Source organism: Burkholderia sp. Cy-637 (assembly GCF_011753175.1).
Lineage (GTDB): Bacteria > Pseudomonadota > Gammaproteobacteria > Burkholderiales > Burkholderiaceae > Burkholderia > Burkholderia gladioli.
In genome coordinates this window covers 1-16,935 of the sequence record NZ_VWWC01000153.1, presented here as the reverse complement: position 1 = coordinate 16,935, position 16,935 = coordinate 1, and the positions used below count along the sequence as shown (strand labels likewise).

15 protein-coding genes, 1 tRNA gene and 2 pseudogenes are annotated in these 16,935 nt (G+C 64.3%); 6 read left to right on the top strand and 12 right to left on the bottom strand.

Annotated features, from left to right (window positions below):
• Together bla and F3J10_RS28185 are read left to right on the top strand one after the other, a co-directional pair.
• Positions 1-934 (top strand): class A beta-lactamase (bla, locus tag F3J10_RS28190; protein ID WP_167243488.1); only part of this gene is annotated, 934 nt, incomplete at its 5' end.
• Between the two features lie 74 nt (positions 935-1,008).
• Positions 1,009-2,238: an MFS transporter gene (locus F3J10_RS28185; RefSeq protein WP_167243487.1), complete on the top strand. Its 1,230-nt coding sequence runs from the start codon at positions 1,009-1,011 to the stop codon at positions 2,236-2,238.
• 8 nt (positions 2,239-2,246) lie between these two features.
• Here the strand turns inward: F3J10_RS28185 and F3J10_RS28180 are convergent, their stop codons facing one another.
• The 3 genes from F3J10_RS28180 to F3J10_RS36400 all read right to left on the bottom strand — a co-directional run bounded on the left by F3J10_RS28180 (position 2,247) and on the right by F3J10_RS36400 (position 5,929).
• Positions 2,247-4,094: an autotransporter domain-containing protein gene (locus tag F3J10_RS28180; RefSeq protein ID WP_167243486.1), complete on the bottom strand. Its 1,848-nt coding sequence runs from the start codon at positions 4,092-4,094 to the stop codon at positions 2,247-2,249.
• Between the two features lie 93 nt (positions 4,095-4,187).
• The gene (locus F3J10_RS28175; RefSeq protein WP_167243490.1) at positions 4,188-5,165 is read right to left on the bottom strand and encodes an acetyltransferase; all 978 of its coding nucleotides are present in this window, start codon (positions 5,163-5,165) and stop codon (positions 4,188-4,190) included.
• 299 nt (positions 5,166-5,464) lie between these two features.
• Positions 5,465-5,929: a hypothetical protein gene (locus F3J10_RS36400; RefSeq protein ID WP_240155727.1), complete on the bottom strand. Its 465-nt coding sequence runs from the start codon at positions 5,927-5,929 to the stop codon at positions 5,465-5,467.
• Positions 5,930-5,962: 33 nt separating this feature from the next.
• Between F3J10_RS36400 and F3J10_RS28165 the strand changes: the two genes are divergently transcribed.
• Positions 5,963-6,112: a hypothetical protein gene (locus F3J10_RS28165; RefSeq protein WP_167243485.1), complete on the top strand. Its 150-nt coding sequence runs from the start codon at positions 5,963-5,965 to the stop codon at positions 6,110-6,112.
• A gap of 42 nt (positions 6,113-6,154) precedes the next feature.
• Here F3J10_RS28165 and F3J10_RS28160 read toward each other — a convergent pair.
• Positions 6,155-6,445: pseudogene (locus F3J10_RS28160) on the bottom strand (aldehyde dehydrogenase family protein); the annotation flags it as partial.
• 32 nt (positions 6,446-6,477) lie between these two features.
• Here F3J10_RS28160 and F3J10_RS28155 point away from each other — a divergent pair.
• Positions 6,478-6,864: pseudogene (locus F3J10_RS28155) on the top strand (transposase); the annotation flags it as partial.
• A gap of 141 nt (positions 6,865-7,005) precedes the next feature.
• Here the strand turns inward: F3J10_RS28155 and F3J10_RS28150 are convergent.
• The 8 genes from F3J10_RS28150 to F3J10_RS28115 all read right to left on the bottom strand — a co-directional run bounded on the left by F3J10_RS28150 (position 7,006) and on the right by F3J10_RS28115 (position 14,921).
• Positions 7,006-8,391: an MFS transporter gene (locus F3J10_RS28150; protein ID WP_167243484.1), complete on the bottom strand. Its 1,386-nt coding sequence runs from the start codon at positions 8,389-8,391 to the stop codon at positions 7,006-7,008.
• 96 nt (positions 8,392-8,487) lie between these two features.
• A complete protein-coding gene (locus tag F3J10_RS28145) occupies positions 8,488-9,792 on the bottom strand; it encodes a UDP-N-acetylglucosamine 1-carboxyvinyltransferase (RefSeq protein WP_167243483.1) in 1,305 nt (434 codons plus the stop codon).
• Between the two features lie 59 nt (positions 9,793-9,851).
• On the bottom strand, positions 9,852-10,727 hold the full coding sequence (locus F3J10_RS28140; protein WP_167243482.1) for a hypothetical protein: 876 nt from the start codon (positions 10,725-10,727) through the stop codon (positions 9,852-9,854).
• Entirely contained in the window at positions 10,720-11,115 is a 396-nt protein-coding gene (locus F3J10_RS28135; protein ID WP_167243481.1) for an NUDIX domain-containing protein, read from the bottom strand. The genes F3J10_RS28140 and F3J10_RS28135 overlap by 8 nt, the downstream gene beginning before the upstream one ends.
• A gap of 46 nt (positions 11,116-11,161) precedes the next feature.
• The gene (locus F3J10_RS28130) at positions 11,162-11,932 is read right to left on the bottom strand and encodes a phytanoyl-CoA dioxygenase family protein (RefSeq protein WP_167243480.1); all 771 of its coding nucleotides are present in this window, start codon (positions 11,930-11,932) and stop codon (positions 11,162-11,164) included.
• A 43-nt stretch (positions 11,933-11,975) separates the two neighbouring features.
• Positions 11,976-13,217 carry an ATP-grasp domain-containing protein gene (locus tag F3J10_RS28125; RefSeq protein WP_167243479.1) on the bottom strand — a complete coding sequence of 414 codons (1,242 nt, stop codon included), beginning with the start codon at positions 13,215-13,217 and terminating at the stop codon, positions 11,976-11,978.
• 574 nt (positions 13,218-13,791) lie between these two features.
• Positions 13,792-13,868 (bottom strand) — tRNA-Arg (locus tag F3J10_RS28120).
• A 222-nt stretch (positions 13,869-14,090) separates the two neighbouring features.
• The gene (locus F3J10_RS28115; protein WP_013697431.1) at positions 14,091-14,921 is read right to left on the bottom strand and encodes an undecaprenyl-diphosphate phosphatase; all 831 of its coding nucleotides are present in this window, start codon (positions 14,919-14,921) and stop codon (positions 14,091-14,093) included.
• 571 nt (positions 14,922-15,492) lie between these two features.
• Here F3J10_RS28115 and F3J10_RS28110 point away from each other — a divergent pair.
• Together F3J10_RS28110 and F3J10_RS28105 are read left to right on the top strand one after the other, a co-directional pair.
• Complete coding sequence (locus F3J10_RS28110) at positions 15,493-16,410, top strand: aldose epimerase (protein ID WP_025101001.1); 918 nt, start codon at positions 15,493-15,495, stop codon at positions 16,408-16,410.
• Between the two features lie 256 nt (positions 16,411-16,666).
• Positions 16,667-16,935 (top strand): LysM domain-containing protein (locus F3J10_RS28105; protein WP_167243478.1); only part of this gene is annotated, 269 nt, incomplete at its 3' end.

Genomic DNA, 16,935 nt, shown 5'->3' with positions numbered 1-16,935 from the left:
GGGCGCCGCACAAGCCGGCGATGCGCGCCACGACGCGCTGCAGGCCACCCTCGAGCGCTTCGCGCAGGCCGCGCGCCCCGGCACGCTGGGCGTGGTCGTGCTGGACCTGGAGCGGCCCGCCCGCTGGCAGGTCAACGGCACGCTGCCGTTTCCCATGATGAGCGTCTTCAAGGCGCCGCTCGGCGCCACCGTGCTGGACCTCGCGGAACAGGGCAGGTTGCCGCTCGGGCAGCGCATCACGATCACGCGCGACCAGCTGCGCGGCGGCCACAGCCCGATTCGCGAAACCTTCCAGGGCCAGCAGATGAGCTTCACGGTCGACACGCTGCTGCGCGCGGCCGTCAGCGACAGCGACAACACCGCCGCGGATGCGCTGCTGCGAGCCGTGGGCGGCCCGGCCGTCGTCACCGGCTGGCTGCGCGCGCATGGCATCGAGGGCATGCGTGTCGACATGGACGAGGGCGAGGTCTCGCGGATCTTCGGCAATCTCGGCGCATCTCCAGCCCCGCCGCCCGCGGAAAGCGCGCAGCAACGCAGCCGGCGCCTGCAGGGCGGCCTCGATGCCTACCTGGCCGACCCGCGCAACCGCACCACGCCACTGGCCGCGGCCGAATTCCTGCGCAAGCTGGCCGGCGGCGAACTGCTCCCACCCACCGCCACGCGGCGCCTGCTCGGGCTGCTGCGGGACCAGACGCAGCCGCGCCGGCTGCGCGCCGGCTTGCCGCCCGGCGTCACGTTCGCCGACAAGTGCGGCACCTCGCTGACGGTCAACGGCACCACCGCCGCGTTCAACGATATCGGCATCCTCACCTGGCCCGACGGGCACCGGCTCGTGATTGCCGCCTTCCTGAGCGCCTCGCGTGCCTCGCGCGCCGAGCGCGAGCGCCTGTTCGCCGACCTGGCGCGCGCGGTGGCGAGCGCCGCGGCCCGCTGACGATTCGAGCGGCGCGACGGGCGGGGGACGCGGCCGGCCTTCAGGGACGCTAGGCCGGCGTGCCCCGCTCCGCTATGCCGCCCCCGTGCAGCGCGCAGCCTGATGGCGAGCGCGACCTGCCTTTCACGCTGCTGCGCGTGGCCACGCTCGCGCTCGACTACGCGAAGGCCTTCACCCTGCCGCTGCTGGTATACGAGCAGAGCAGCGGCAGCACCCTCGCCGTCGGTATCGCCTACTTCGTGGAATTCCTGCCGCGCGCGCTGCTCTCGCCGATCTTCGGCTCGATCGTCGATCGCAGCAAGGGCAAGTGGCTGGTCTACCTCGTCGAGATATTGCGCGTCGTGCTGATGCTCGCCTGGGCGGTGCTGGGCCGCACGCAATACGGCTGGACCCTCTCGAGCGCGGTGTCGCTGTGTTCGGGGATGACGCTGGTGTACTACGAGGCGAGCGCGGCTCGACGGCTCGGCCCCGAGGCGCTGCAAGGCTTCCAGATCCGCTCGCAGTTGCTGGAGCCGCTGGCGCGGCTGGTAGGGCCGGGCGCGGCGGCGCTGGCCGTCGCGCATCTCTCGCCGCTCGCGGCGATCGACGGCCTCGCGCTCGGCTACGCGCTCGTGCTGGCCGCATCGTTCGCGTGGCGCGGCGCCACCTCGATCCTGGCCGCCGCCATCCTCGACAGATGGACGCCGGCCGAGGAATGGCGGCGCTTCGCGACGCTCGCCGCGAACGCGCGCCTGCTCACGCTCACTCTCGCCGCCGGCTTGCTGAACGTGCTGTTCGGGGTGTTCCAATCGCTGATCGCGCCGGTCATGATCGGCCACTACCGCATGCCGCTCGCCTACAGCGCCTTGCCGAGCTTCGTCGGCGGCACGATTTCGTTCGCGCTGTGCATCCTCGTGCCGCGCCTCGCCGGACGCCGGCCGCCCGCCGATTTCGGCACGCTCGGCACCGCCAGCCTCGCGGCGGCCGCCGCGCTGTGCGCACTCGACGTCGGACCCTGGGCGTTCTGCGTGGCGTTCGGCTTGCTGATCGTCGGCAGCGCCCTGTATGGCATCTTCTTTCGCCACATGCGCTACGAACTGATCCCGGCCAGCCAGATCGCCCAGGGTATCGGCGCCACGACCTCGGTCACCACCGCCTTCCTGCCGGTGGCCGGCCTGGTCACCGCCTCCACCGTCGCGTTCTCGCCGGTGCTCGTGATCGGCGCGCTCGGGCTGGCGGTCGCGGCCGCGCTGTTCCTGTCGATCCGCCATGTCTGCCGCGCGAACCCGCCGCGCACCACGCCGCTCACGCCCTCCGATTCCTAGCGCGGCGCCTAGAACGATGCGCCGAGCGTGGCGAACAGGTCGTAGCTGCGGCGCCGGGCGTTGCCGAAATCGGTCAGCAGGCCGAGCTTGCCGCGCCAGTAGCGGTTCGCCTGGAAGCTCGCCGCCATCGACAGCCGGCCGTAGGTCGCGCTGGCGCCATCCACCGCCGTCTCGATCGGCAAGGCCGGCGCATAGCGCTGCGAGGTTTCGAGCACGCGGCTGTCGAAGGCGTCGTGGCGCAGGGCGGCCTCGACCTCGAACTCGCCGCCGCGCAGCCCGGCCGCGGCGAGCGGCAGCGTCATGCGCAGTCCGGCCCCGCCGCTCGCGCCTTTGAGGCGCTGCACGCCGACGTTCTGCACCAGGATCGGATCGCCGGTTTCGGTGTAGCCGCGCATGACGAGCTGCTGGTAGCCGATGTCGGCCACCGGCCCGAGCCTCGCGACACCGAGCGGGTACAGATAACCGAGCTTGAACACGGCGCCGAAATCGAAGCCGCTGGTGCCGCCGTCGAGCGACGGCGCGAGCACCGCGGTCCGCTCGAGCCGGTAGCGCTCCCAGCCGGCGCCCACGTACACGCGGGTGAACAGCCCGGCGCGATCGAACGCATGATAGACGCCGAGGCGATAGGCATGCAGGCCGAGTTCGCCCTGCCCGTTGTCGAGCGAGGCGCCGGCATTGCCGCTCGACAACACCGCGCCGATCCGCGAGACGCCCGACAGGCGATACTCGGCGCCGACCGAGAAATTCTCGACGTTGCTGTCGAATGCCTCGATGCCCGTCGCCGCGCCATGGAAGTCGCGCGTGTAGCCGCCCGCGACCGCGATCGACACGCGCTCGGACAGCATCGCGCGCGCCGGGCCGCCGGCGCCGCCTTCGGCCATCGCGAGCGCCTGCTGCGTGCTGGCGCGCACCGCGTCGAGCCCCATCTCGGGCGCGGTGGCGAGCGCGGCCGGCGCATCGAGCTGGTTGGCGATGTAACGCGCGATGTATTGGTGGACGCTGGTCATGACATGGGTGCCGTCGGCGGTCAGATAGGTGTTCTGCACCGCCACCGAGCCGGTATTGCAGGCCGGCACGGCGCGGCATTGCACCTCCGGCGTGTCGTTGAGCCCGTAGGCCGACGGGTTCGCGCGCATCTGGTTGAGCAGCCCGGCGACGTCGAACAGATGCACATTCACGCCGCGCCGCGAGAACTGCGCGAGCTCGCCGGGCAGCTTGCCGTTGTAGTCGACGTAGCCGGGCCGGCTTCCCGCGTCGTCGTTGAGGTTCAGGACCACGAACTGCCGGGCGCCCGCATCGACCAGCCGCTGCAACTGCGCGTTCAGGTTCGACAGGGTATAGGCGCTCATCTGCGCAATGTCGGTCGGCCGCGGCACGCCAAGGAACGGCTCGATGCCGTTGAGCGCGGCCTTGGTCAGGTCCTGGTCGTTGGTACCGATCCAGATGCCGACCAGATCGTTGGCGCCGAGCCGCGGATGCGCCGCCAGCAACTCGTCCACCTGGTCGATGAAGCCCGGCATGTTGCGCCAGGCCGGCTGGTTCGCCACGATGTTCAGGTAGCCGCCGTGGCCGCTCAGCGCGCCGTTGATCGCATAGTCGTCGTCCGCCCTGAAGTTCGCGCCGATCAGGCCCGGCAGGTATTCCGCCCAGACCGGCCCGTCGGACGAGCGGCCGTCGCGGAAGATGGTGGAAGTGGCGTTGGGCAGGATTCCGGTCAGCCTGACCACCCGGCCGTTGTCGGTCAGGCTGTCGCCGAGTGCATAGAATTCGTAGCCATGGGCCGGCACGCACGCGGCGCAAGCCAGGCTGAAGGCGATCGCGCGCAGCGATCGTGAAATCGGATTGGACAGGTTCATAGGGTGCAGTGCCGTCGCTCGGGGTGACGAACGCGCGGGGCCAGCACCGGCCAGCCGGCGCCGGGCGACCCGATCGCGCGGAGGGAGGATCGCTCAGTCGGCGTAGGTGCCGCGGAACTCGCTGGCGAAGCGATCGACGTCGCATTCGGCCAGGTGATTGATGCCGGCGGCGAGCTTGCGCCCTCCACCGGTCGCGAAACCGCGACAGAAATCGTCCGCCCCGTGCTGCCTGCCGGCCGGCACGCGCACGCTCACCACGTAACCGCCGCCGCGCCGCGGGCTCAGCACGGCGAGCGCGCGCCCGGGCCGCTGCTGCATCAGCTCGTTGGCCAGCACGCCGCTCACACGGCGCGCCCAGCGCTGCGAAGGCAGCACCAGCATCGCGACACCCGGCAGATCGTATTCGGGCGGCACCGCGCAGGCCTCGTGCAGGTCGCTGCGGTAACCCTCGGCCAGCACCGCCAGGATGCCGGTGCCGGCCACGAAGGCAAGCGGATCGGCATACGGCAGCATCGCCTCGGCCAGCACCTCGGGCGCATAGAACAGATCGGCCGGATCGTCGCCGTAGGCGTTGTAGTTGAGGCAGCGTCCCAGCAGCGCGAGCGCCTCCACGGTGTCGGCGGCGAGTGCATGGCGATGCGCGAGCGCCGTGCCGAGCCGCGGCAGCGAATCGCCGAAGGCCGCGGCCACCGCCCATTGCGCATGACGCCCGCCGAGATAACGGTCGACCAGCGTGCTGGTGCAAACATCGGTGCTCGTGTCGATATGCGCCTGCAGCGCGGGATGAGACGGCACGCTGCCCGCGAAGTGGTGGTCGAAGTAGCGAATCGCGGCGCCGCTGTCGAGCAGCCGGGCGACGTCGTCGCGATTGCTGTCGTGCGACAGGTCGAGCACCGTCACGCAACAATCCGCGCCGGCATTCACGCGCGCGAGCAGGCGAATGTCGCGCTTGACGCCCGTCACGAGCGCACTGCCCTCGCCTTCGACGAGCCGAAGCTGCTGCAGGGCGCAAAGGCCGTCCGCGTCGCCGTTGAATACGTGGATATGCGTCGCGCGTTCGCACCATGGAATCGTCGCGTCGGTACCGCGATGCGTGTCGGCCGCATCGTGCGGTGCCAGTGTGTAGTCGTTCGTCACCACACGGCCCTCTCTTTTCGTTATTGACATGGGACCGGCACGGGGAAACCGATGCGCTCGCCGGTCGATCGCACCGTCGTGATCGCGGCGCTGCATCGTTGTACCGCGAGTGGTGCCGCGAGGTCAATGCGATCGGCGGGGCATGCGATGCGGCGATGCTCGCGCTCGCCTGCGCGCGGGCATGCAGGCGGCGACATCGGGCGCGCCGCCGTGCGCTCGTATCGCGAACCGGTTCAACCGCCAGGAGCAGGATGGAGCAGGAAGGTTTTGTCGCCGGTGCCGTGCCACTGCGTGATCTCGGCGCCCTGCATCAGCCGCGAAGCCCTCAACGTGGCGCCGACGAGCGCATACAGCCGGTCGGCGTCGGGGCCGTACATGTACAGGTAGCCGTCGTTGCCGTCCAGATGCAATTCGGTCTCGCCAAGTTCGCCCGCATGCGCGCGCTCGATTTGCACGCGCAAGCGTTGCTCGAGTTGGCGCAGCCGTGGCAGGTCACGCTCGTAGAAGGTGAAATGCACCATCATGACGGGAGCGGACGGCTTGGCGGACGAGGTGGCCGATGCGGTGGAAACGGGTGAAGCGGGCGGCGCGGGTGGCGCCGCCGCCGCGCGAGAGGCAAGCAGCGCGATACTCAGGAAGACGGCGAATTCTCGGATTCTCGACATGGCTGGTGGTTGATGCACCGGATGGATCCTCATTGTCGGAGATCGTCACGGCCGAGTCGAGCGGTCATGCTCTCGCGGTCAAATCACCACCGCGACGGCCCGACCGCTCCTGTTCGCCGGCGAGCGACCTTCGACCATGAATCGGTCGATGCCAAGGACCAGCCCATCAATGAAGTCGATGCATCGGACTACATCACGCCTGATGTGACGCTCTGAGGGTAACGATGGAGACATCGCCCGGGAGGCCTGGCACTTCCCTCAAGACCCGGCGTTCGCGACGAGCACCAGCTTCTGGTTGACGAATTCCTTGATACCAAGCTCGGACAGCTCCCGGCCGTAGCCCGAACGCTTGACGCCGCCGAACGGCAATTCGGGAGCGGTGCTGGCGAAGGTATTGATCCAGATCGCGCCGGTCTCGATGCGCGAGGCCAGCGACTTGGCGCGTTCGATGTTCCGTGAGAACACCACGCCGGCCAGCCCGTAGCGCGAGTCGTTGGCAAGCTCGACTGCCTCGTCGTCGCTCTTCACGACATGGACCTGTGCGACGGGGCCGAAGAACTCCTCGAAGTAGGCCGGGTTGTCGCGGCATGACCGTGCGAGAAATCCAGGCTTTTCTGCTCGAACAGTACGGCACCGAGGTGTCGCCGGATTTCATCAGCTCCGTCACCGATGAAGTCATGGCCGAGGTCACGGCCTGGCAAGCCCGGCCGCTCGAACTGATGTATCCGGTCGTCTTCTTCGATGCCTTGCGAGTCAAGATCCGGGAAAACGCCGTCGTGAGGAACAAGGCCATCTATCTGGCGCTGGGCGTTTTGCCTGATGGAACGCGTGACATTCTAGGGCTCTGGATCGAAGGTACCGAAGGCGCGAAGTTCTGGATGAAGGTCTTCAATGATCTGAAAACGCGTGGTGTGAACGACATCCTGATCGCCGTCACCGATGGACTGACAGGGATGCCTGAGGCGCTGGACCTTGCGCCACGTGCGACGCTTCGAGTATCCGGACCACTCATCACGCGCGCACCTGGAACCGTCATATCGCGTGCAAATGGCAGTCGACTTCCCGGAAGGAAACAGGCCGACGCAAGCGTTTGGAACGACCAGGTCGATTCACCGTTCCGCCGCCGCCGCAGGCGGCGCATGCGCGAACCGCGATCGCCTCAACAAATGCCAGTTGACGAGAACGATGGTTACGGTCAACACGGCGGACCACAGTGCCGCCATGCTCATGCCGATCGGCAGTGCGCGCGGACCTACCAGCAGCGCACCGAACACGGCCACGCCGATAGCCGCTCCGAGCTGCCCCGTGCTTCGCAGGATGCCCGACGCGATGCCGCTGTATTGCCCCGGCACCGCCGACATGAACACCGAGGTCGACATGGGTGACCCGAGGCCCGCGCCCAACCCAACCAGGACCAAACTCGAGGCGACAGGCACATAGGACGCTCCCGTGACAGTCAGCGTCATCACGACGAAGCCGATCAACCGGATTCCCGTCCCGAGCAGCATCAAGACCAAGGGGCCAGCTCGACTTACCAGGCGTCTCGACAGAAGATTTCCGGCCATGATGGAAATCGTCAGCGGCAGCAGCGCCAGCCCCGTTTGCAGCGGCGAAAACGACCGGGCCATTTGAAAATACAGGCTGAGCACGAACAACATGCCGAAAAACGCGACCGCTCCCGCCAGGAACACATAGCAGACCAGGGAGAAGGTGGGATTCGAAAAAAGCGTGAGCGGCAGCATGGGAGAAGCTGACCGGCGCTCGATCGCGATGAAACAAAGCGCAAACAACCCCGACAAGACAAGCGCGATCCAGATCCGGATATCACGCCACCCCAACTCGCTGACCTCCACCAGGGCAGCCGTGAGAAGCACCATCGCGATGGCCATGGTGATCTGCCCCGGCAAATCCAGTCGGCGATCGACTCGCACGACACGGTCGTCATCGACCTTCAGGGAAAACAGGATGCCGGCAACACAGAACGGTAAATTCACGAGAAAGATGCCGCGCCAGCTGAATAGCGTCAGCAGCACGCCACCGATGAGCGGCCCGACCACCAGCGCCATGCTGCCCCAGCTCGACCAGGACGCGATTGCACGAGCGCGAGCGCTGCCATCCGAATAGGCATGCGTCAGCAAGGACAGCGAACATGGAAGCAACAAGGACCCGCCCACGGCCTGCACGATTCGCCCGAAGATGAGCATCGGCATGGTCGAGGCACATCCGCATGCCAGCGAGCCAATCGCAAAGACCATCAGCCCGAAGATGTACATGCGCCGCGCACCGAGCTTGTCGCCTAGCGCGCCGCCCGTTAGCGGCAAGCTGGCAAAAACCACGACATAGGCATTCACGGTCCACTGCATGGCCACGGCAGCCAGGCCGAGATCGCGAGCCATATCGGCGAGGGCGACATTGACGATCGACGTATCGAGCATGACCAGAACAGCGCTGATGCTGGTCGAAATCAGAATCATGCGCTGCCGGCTGCTGTCCATTCAAACACTCGTCGATGGTCGATGTGGATAGCAAGGCGGGATGGAACATCCGGGCTGGCCAGCGTTCGCGCATCGAGGATGCACCCGTGCCAGCGATCAGATGTTCTCTTCTTGCCACTCGATCTCCGCGCCCAGCGCGCGGAGATTGCCGATGAAGTCGGGATGCGCGCGCCTGATCGGCTGCGCGTTACGGATCCGGGATTCTCCGCGGATGCTGGCGGCAAGCATCAGCAAGGCAATCGCAACGCGGATGATGTAAGGGCTCTCGACAGTCGCGGGACGCAGGCCCTGGCCGCCGAATATCACCACGCGATGCGGGTCCGCCTGAAACGTGTGCGCGCCGAATTTGGTCAATTCCGTCACCCAATTCAATGCCCCTTCATATACCTTGTTCCAAAGCAGGATCTTCCCGTCGGCCTTGACGCACAAGGCCGCGAAAATCGGCAGGAGATCCACCGGGAAATACGGCCAGGGAGCCGCTTCGATCTTGGGCAGGATATTGCGTGTGAACGGCTGGGCGATCGTCAATGGCCCTTCCCGCTTTGCGACGCTCCAACCGCCTTCGTGGACGATCCTCACGCCCAATCGATCAAAGGTACGGTCGATCAAGGGGAAATGCTGGGGCGTCGAGTTCCTGATCCGGACATGACCGTCGGTGATGGCACCAATCGCAAGAAAAGTCGCGACCTCATGGTGATCCTCCGCAAACTCGTACTCGACAGGCCCCCCGAAAATCGAACCCGCGACACTCAAACGCGAGGTCCCGATTCCCTCGACCTGGATCCCCAGCAAGGCCATGAACTGACAAAATTCCTGCACATGCGGTTCGGTAGCCGCATTGGTCAAGCGCGACTCGCCCGATACCGACGCGGCACACAGCACGAAATTCTCCGTCGTGGTTACCGATGCGTAGTCGAGCCAATGCACGACGGCCGTCGGCCTCGCGTCGGCCTTCACCTCGATAAAATCCTCATCCTGGGTCACGCCGAAACCAAACAGCCGGAGTACATCGATATGCGGATCGATTTCCCGAGCCCCCAGCGTGCAGCCCTTCGTATCGGCTCGAATTCGAACGCGCCCAAAGCGCGCGAGCAGCGGCGGAATCAGCATCACCGAGGAACGCATCTCCTCGGGGAGCGACTGGCGCACCGGATCGAACCGGAGGTTCTTGTGATGCAGCATCAAGGTATGCGATATCGAATCGAATTCGACCTGGCTGCCGAGGCTCCTGAAGATGTCCAGAATCCGCCCGACATCGGTGATATCGGGCACATGCCGCAATGAAATCGGCGCCTCGCTCAGCAGCGTCGCGCAAAGAATCGGCAGCACGGCATTTTTGTTTGCGGAAGGGCGAACCACGCCTTCGAGCGGAAAACCGCCGCGGACGAGCAGATCAGACATGCTGGCACCTCGATATCAGATGAAGTCGCTGTCTCGCGAGAAGCGATCCGTCATCGCGCCTACAGACATTGGACGTGCAACGCCGCGGCATCGTCCCTCGCTTTCGGGCCGGCGCGGTCCAGGCCTCCTTCGTGATGCCTGAGACGCCTGAACAATGCCTGAAGGCCCGCTGTCGCAACCAATTCGATGACTTCCTCGCGCTCGAGCAGCCGGTATTTCTCCCAAGCACGGGAGACGCCATCGGTGCCGAGCAGAACTTGGCACGGCACGTCGAGCATCTTGCGCACATGCACGACGTTATTCACGCTGGCGGCATTGAGCGTCAGCGCCGTCGTGTCTTGATTCCGCTGCTGCACGATGCGTCGTTCCCTGAGTTCGGCCAGGCGTTCGCCCGAAAATCCGGAAAACGGCTTCCAGGGGAAATCGCCCGCAGCCGACACGAATCCCGCCGATGCACTCGCCGGCTGGACCGCGACTCCTGAACCGAACAGCACGAAGGCGTCGGCATACTGGTGGATATCGACCATCACTCGCTGCCCCTGCCGCTGCATCTCGATGATGGTGCAGGCCGCCACAGGATGGGCCCAGACAGGTGTCCCGGGAGCCCGGTCGAGATAATCCCGACGCAGCGCCATCAAATGCGTGCCAAGCCGCTCGATATCGAAGTCGCCGTGGCGCAAATCGCGCCCCAGGAACGCCGACAACTCGGTAGCGAACCAATGGGCATCCGATCTATCGGGAAACGTCGTGAACGGCTGCTCGGTCAGGAACGAGGCGCCATCTATCGCCCACGCCTTGAATTTGCCGTCGTCTTGAAGGTAATCGATCACGTCTTCGGAGGGCAGATCGGCGCCCGGGTCCGACAGCATGGACAGGATGCGATATGTCGGAAGGCCCTTCTCGTGAAGGGAGAGATCGCCGCGAGGTTCAGGCATGGCGGGTCCCCGTCTCGGCAGAGTCGGCCGCAGAGCAGAAATCCCAGTAGTACGGAGGAAGATTCGACGGCCGCGCCAGACGCAGGTCGATCCATGAAAATCGATCATGCTCATCGCTCAGCACGATATCGCCCGCCCCCAATTCGCACCAAAAACACACGATCAGCACGTGTTTTCCAGCGATCACCTCACACGATCGACTACCGACGTAGCGCGTGTGCAATACGGTAAGCCCGCATTCCTCCTGCACCTCTCGAACCAGCGCCTCCTCGAGCGATTCACCCTGTTCGGGCCTGCCCCCGGGCAATTCCCACTCCTCGCGAGGATTCCTCAGGAACAACACCCGGCCTTGCACCTTTAGGATGGCTTTCACGCTGACGGGAATCATTTCAAACATCTCCGATCATTGGCACCGGTACGAATCATCTCACCGATCAAAGTGGTGCCTTGCCACGTGCGTAGGCCGGTTCGATCACTAGCCGCCGCTGTCGTTCCGTCAATTTTTCCGGATCGATGTATGGCAATTGCAGTCGCGCATGGTTCGGAGTCGACGGGAGTGCCCTCAAGTCCCCATGTTCGGCTGGCTTTCGATAATACGAGTATGAATTCGTATACCTCGCGAAAATGGCTCTTCGCTGCTCACTGTTCTCCACGTGATAGGTGCCGTGAACCAGAGCCTCCGAGAATATCAAGGCATCACCGCGCCGCAGATGCAAATGCTTGACCAATGGATTGTCGACCGGATTCCGATACTCGCTCGGCACCTCGAAATTCGCACGATGCGATCCTGGGATGCAGCAAAAATGGCTCACGTCCGGCCCCATCTCCGACAACGCATACAACACCCCGGTCAACCCGTTGAATATCTTCCCTCCCTTGACGAAGTAGAACACCCCGTCTTCGAACATGTCGGCCTGATGATGCATCCTCCCACCGCTGCTGACAAAATTTTCGTCAGCACAAAAAATATGATCCAGGCGAAATCGGGATGCAAAAATCCTGTCGAGGACCAGGAAGACCGGACTGACGTCGATCAAGGCCCGCCACCCGCCTGACCAGTTCAAATCGACATCGTGGAGATAATGATCCGTCAGATTTTCATTCCAGAAGGCAAGAATGTCGTCACTGACTTCGCTCGACAGTGCCCCATCAATGATCGCGTAGCCATTGATATCGTATTGGTAGATGATATTTTCCAATTGCATGATTCCCGACCTCCAAGGACGATTTTCAGGCGTTCGATATCGATCATCGACTCGAGGATTCAATTCTCCGGATTCGGCATTCGGTTTCCGCGGTGATATGAAAGTGATTTCGTATTCCATCGCCGAGCCGCGTCAGCGCCTGCTTCGGGCCGGAGACCGTGGCACTGTGATACGTCGAGCCGGCGTTCTGAAAACTCGTCGACTGCACCAGTTCGAACTCGAAGCCGTCCAACCCTGGCTTGATGCCCTGATGGGGAAACTGGACGGAAAATCGGTCCGTGCGTCGATCCCGATCCACGGATGACGCATACTCCGGCCAGATTCCCAGCAACATCTTCGTCAAGGCCTCGAAGGTATTGATGCCTGATGCCGCGATCGACAACACCGTCGTTCCAGAGACTCTGGGGTTGATCTCGATGACATGAAAATCCCGGCCATCGAAAATCATCTCTACCTCGACGACCCCATTGATGCCGAGGTGCCTACACAAATCGATCAAGCGCTCCTTCATGGGATCGAGGGCCGCAATGGCACGATGATCCGCGAGGGAATGACGAACTTCGGTGTAATAGAGTGATCTCACGGCCTCGGTCAGGCCTTTCCACAGCAGCGGCTGAAACACATACCGGCCATCCTTGCCGACGATCTCGATCGAATACAAGTCGCCGCGGATGAACTTTTCGAGCACGACATTGCCGCCACGACGAGATGCGAAATATTCGCTCAGGGAGCTTTCGTCGTGATGAAACGCTATGCCATACCCCAGGCTGTCCCACAGGGGTTTGGTCAGGAGCGGGTATCCGAGGCCTGCCCCGCTCAACACGATGAAATCCGCATACACCGTGGACAGCAGATTTTCTTCGCTGATGGCCTGTCCATCCACCAGGATGCCCGGCGCGACCGGCAAGCCGAAACTCTCGAGAAGCAGTCTGGTTTCCCATTTATTCGCCAGCACCTTTGTCGCATGCGCGGAGTGGACGATCGAAGGCACCTCGTGAGTATCGAGAATGTCTCCAACCAGGGCATCTCGTAGCGCACCGTCATCCGGAACCGACAATGAAACCAAGCCATCCGCTCGCCACGCTCTAAGGTATTCCGCAAGCTCTGCCGCACGGATTCCTGGATCGAGCCGTTGCACCTCTCCTGGAAAATCCTGGGAAGAACGTTCGCTGGATATAAAAAACAGCTTTGCCGTAACACCGTGACGTTCGAACAGATCGCCCAGACATTGCAAGTATGGTCGAACATTTCCAACACCGGTGGTTCGCGTGTAGGCAATACGCATGACTGGCTTCCGCAATGTGTTTCACTGGATCATCCATCGCGCTGCCCGATGATCCGCGCTCATCATCGACAGTATTTCGTCACACCCGAAATTCAAGGAACGATTTCTTATTTTCAATAAAAATTCGGCCGGGAATGCAAAGAAGCGAATCAATTGACCGCGAAATCGAAACAAAAGAAAAACACCATTCCCAACCCGAGCGATTCAATTACGAAAATCAACTCGTGAGATTCCGACCGAGGTGGCCTAATCGAACTTGGACGCTGCGTGAAACGACGTGCCCCATCCCTGCTATCAAGCCGACACGCGGCCGCCACACCCTCGCTCAACTGGCGGCAGTCAATCCTGCTCGCTTCAGTGTCGAAAGTTGGATCTTGGCGCGTGCCGGAAAAAGTAGTTCGCGGGCAATCTCTATGAACGGACGTCCGATCAACATAGTTCGCACATCGGCGACGTTGCTGCAGGCCTGAATCGTTCCAGATCCATGTTGGTCGCCAACACCTACACAGTGCCTATATGGAGTCCAAATGTTGTGAACAGAGTATCGAGGATCGGGCTAACCCATTGATTTGTCTGGCCCGCCCTACACGATTCGAACGTGTGACCTACGGCTTAGAAGGCCGTTGCTCTATCCGTCTGAGCTAAGGGCGGTCGTGAGACAGGCAGCGCCGATGCACTGCCCGAAGAGACATGCGGACGATCCGAGGCGAACCATCCGATCGGGCCGTTCCCACCGAAGCACGAAACCCGCTCCGCGAGAAAAACCCGAGCCGGCAATTATACCCGATCGCTCCCGGGCAGCCAGCGTAAAACGGGGCGGCAGGGGCGGCCGTCGAAATCGGCCGCGCCACTGCCGCCCCGCGGCACCTCAACTCAAACCGGCTGCGGATGAAACGCGAACCAGCCGATGCAGAACAGTCCTGCCAGCACGCAATACACGCCGAACGCGGCCAGCCGCCCGCGCCCCTCGAAATAACGCATCAGGAAACGCACGCTCAGGTACGCGGCGATCGCCGTCAACACGCCACCCAGCGCGGCATCGGCCAGTTGGTCCGGCGCATGGAACAGCTTCGGCAGCTCGAGTACGCCCGCGGCCAGGATGATCGGCGTGCCGAGCAGGAACGAAAACTCCGCCGCCTTCTCGGTGGTGAGCCCCGCCGCATTGCCGGCGATCATGGTCAGCCCGCTGCGCGAGAAACCCGGGATCAGCGCGCCCACTTGCGCGAGACCGACCAGGAAGGCCCGGCCGAAACCGAGCTTCTCGGGCGCGCGATGCACGCGCGAGCGCTGCAGGCGATCGCCCCACCACAGCAGGATGCCGTTGACGATCAGCGCGCCGGCCACGATCCGCAGGTCATGGAACACATGCTCGATCTTCTTCTCGAGCAGCAACCCGACCAGCCCGGCCGGAATGGTGCCGATGATCAGCGCCCACATCATGTGCGCGTCGTCGTTGGGGCGCCCCGCGAAGGAAGCGAAGAAGCCCCGCACCAGCGCGCACCAGCGTGCGCGGAAATACCAGAGCAGCGCGAGCGCGGTACCGAGGTGCAGCGCGACCAGGAACGGCAGCAACTGCGGCGCGTGCTTGTCGATATGCATGCCGATCAGGGCCGGCACGAGCAGCGTGTGGCCCAGGCTGCTGACGGGGAAGAGTTCGGTCACGCCCTGCAGGACGCTCAGAAATACCAGAAACCAGAGGCTCACGCGTCAGTCCTTTTGTCGATGGATGGAGGGGAAAAGCCGGCAGGATCGCCGGCAGCGCCCCGATTATGCACAGCAGCATAAGGAGCGCCAAGCCGAATGGCGCCTCGATGCCGCGATCATCGACACTGGAACCGCGTTGTCAGTAAATTGAAATGATCATGAAAAACAAACGGCCCGCGGTCCGAGGACGGCGAGCCGGCAGACAGCGACGGAACAGGCTCCGTCGCGCGACGAAATCAGCGACCGAGCTGGTAGAAGAACAGCACCGTGCTGCCCGTGAACATGCCGAACAATGCGATGCCCATTGCCATTGCCAGATCCATGCTGCCGACTCCCGATAGCCAAGTCCGGTGTAACGAAACGTAACCGGTTGACGTCATTATCCTGACGGTCCGTCAGATTGCTACCCGCAATTTCCCGACACGGGTTTCCCCCGAGCAAGTTTTGCCGATCGCCTCGGCCGCCTGGTACCGAAGCCTGCCGATCGGCGCGCCCCGCAGCGCACAAGCGCGCATCGATCCGTTATGCTGTCCGCCCGATTTGCCTTGTCGATGCCGACCGAAGGAACCCCATGCCCATCTTCCAGCAGCAGGACATCATCGAACTCGTGGACGGCGCGGCGCGCCTGCGCATCGCCCCCCAGGCAGGCGGGCGCCTGCTGTCCTGGCACATCGGCGACGAGCCGATCATCTTCTGGCCCGAGCAGGCCGACTGGAGCGCGCCGGCCAAGGTGCGCGGCGGCAATCCGTTGCTGTTCCCGTTCCTCGGCCGCCATCGCGTGGGCGACACGATCGGCCGCTGGCGCGACGCGGCCGGCGTGGTACGCGAGCTGCCGATGCACGGTTTCGCACGCGACCTGCCGTTCGCCGCGCACGTGGATGCCGACGGCCGCGGCGTGGACATGACGCTGGAGAGCAGCGAAGCCACGCGCGAGGCCTACCCGTTCGCGTTCCGCTTCGACGCGCGCTACCAGTTCGTCGACGCGCACACGCTCGACGTCGAGCTGACCACGCGCAATCTCGGCGATGCGCCGCTGCCCTCGCTGCCCTATTACGCGGGCCATCATTTCTACTTCGCGCTGCCGCACGACGAACGCGCTCGGACCCGCATCGAACTGCCGCCGACGCGGCAATGCCACCAGCAGCCCGATGGCTCGATCAGCGCGCCGATCGCGGGCGAGCCGCACTACACGCTCGACGAGGCGCGCATCCTCGATCGCTTCCATTGCCTCGAGGGCGTGCCCTCGCGCCCGGTGCAGATCGACATGGCCGGCCGCCGCCGGCGCATCGAGATCGACCTGAACCGCCCCGGTTCGATCCCCTGGTACGCCGTGACCACCTGGACCGAGAAGCCCGAGTCGGACTTCTACTGCGTCGAGCCCTGGCTCGGCCTGCCCGACGCGATCCACAACGGCCTGGGGCTGCGCATGCTGGCGCCCGGCGCGACCGAGACGGCCGCGCTGCGCATTCGCGTCTCGCCGCTCGGCTGAGGCGATCCGCGACGATCGACACGGCAAGGCATGGAGCGCGGCCCGGCGGGCAGCGCTCCAGCCTGAACTACGGCCGTCCAATCCGTCACTCACCTGCCCGCTTCCAGCGCCGCCAAGCCCCACGCGGCGCCATGCCACGCAAGCCCGGCCGCGCAATCTCTACCTCGAATCGGCGGCCCGCGCCGCGAACCCGGTAAAATCCGGGGTTTTCGTGTTTCGCCGTCGTGCCGGTCGCGACGGTGTCCTGTGAGGTTTCATGCTGGTCAAGACCACCCGAAGGTTCGTCGTCGCTTCCCTCGTCGCCGTGCTGGCCGCCTGCGGCTCCGCGCCGGTCGGCCCCGGTTTCTATCGCGTCGAGCGTGGCGACACGCTGTCGAAGATCGCGCGCGCGAACCGTCAGCCGATGTCGAACCTGGTGCGCTGGAACTCGATCACGAACCCCGATGCGATCGAGGTCGGCCAGGTGCTGCGCGTGGCGCCGCCGGGCGGCGCGGCCGCGGGTGGCGCGCCGATCCGCTCGGCCGG

Bases quoted from the DNA above. Each gene is read 5' to 3' on its own strand.
- F3J10_RS28110 (WP_025101001.1), top strand. From the start codon at position 15,493: ATGCCCATCTTCCAGCAGCAGGACATCATCGAACTCGTGGACGGCGCG.
- F3J10_RS28180 (WP_167243486.1), bottom strand. From the start codon at position 4,094: ATGAACCTGTCCAATCCGATTTCACGATCGCTGCGCGCGATCGCCTTC.
- F3J10_RS28135 (WP_167243481.1), bottom strand. From the start codon at position 11,115: ATGATTCCCGTCAGCGTGAAAGCCATCCTAAAGGTGCAAGGCCGGGTG.
- F3J10_RS28185 (WP_167243487.1), top strand. From the start codon at position 1,009: ATGCCGCCCCCGTGCAGCGCGCAGCCTGATGGCGAGCGCGACCTGCCT.
- F3J10_RS28150 (WP_167243484.1), bottom strand. From the start codon at position 8,391: ATGGACAGCAGCCGGCAGCGCATGATTCTGATTTCGACCAGCATCAGC.
- F3J10_RS36400 (WP_240155727.1), bottom strand. From the start codon at position 5,929: ATGAGGATCCATCCGGTGCATCAACCACCAGCCATGTCGAGAATCCGA.
- F3J10_RS28140 (WP_167243482.1), bottom strand. From the start codon at position 10,727: ATGCCTGAACCTCGCGGCGATCTCTCCCTTCACGAGAAGGGCCTTCCG.
- F3J10_RS28165 (WP_167243485.1), top strand. From the start codon at position 5,963: ATGCTCTCGCGGTCAAATCACCACCGCGACGGCCCGACCGCTCCTGTT.
- F3J10_RS28125 (WP_167243479.1), bottom strand. From the start codon at position 13,217: ATGCGTATTGCCTACACGCGAACCACCGGTGTTGGAAATGTTCGACCA.
- F3J10_RS28145 (WP_167243483.1), bottom strand. From the start codon at position 9,792: ATGTCTGATCTGCTCGTCCGCGGCGGTTTTCCGCTCGAAGGCGTGGTT.
- F3J10_RS28130 (WP_167243480.1), bottom strand. From the start codon at position 11,932: ATGCAATTGGAAAATATCATCTACCAATACGATATCAATGGCTACGCG.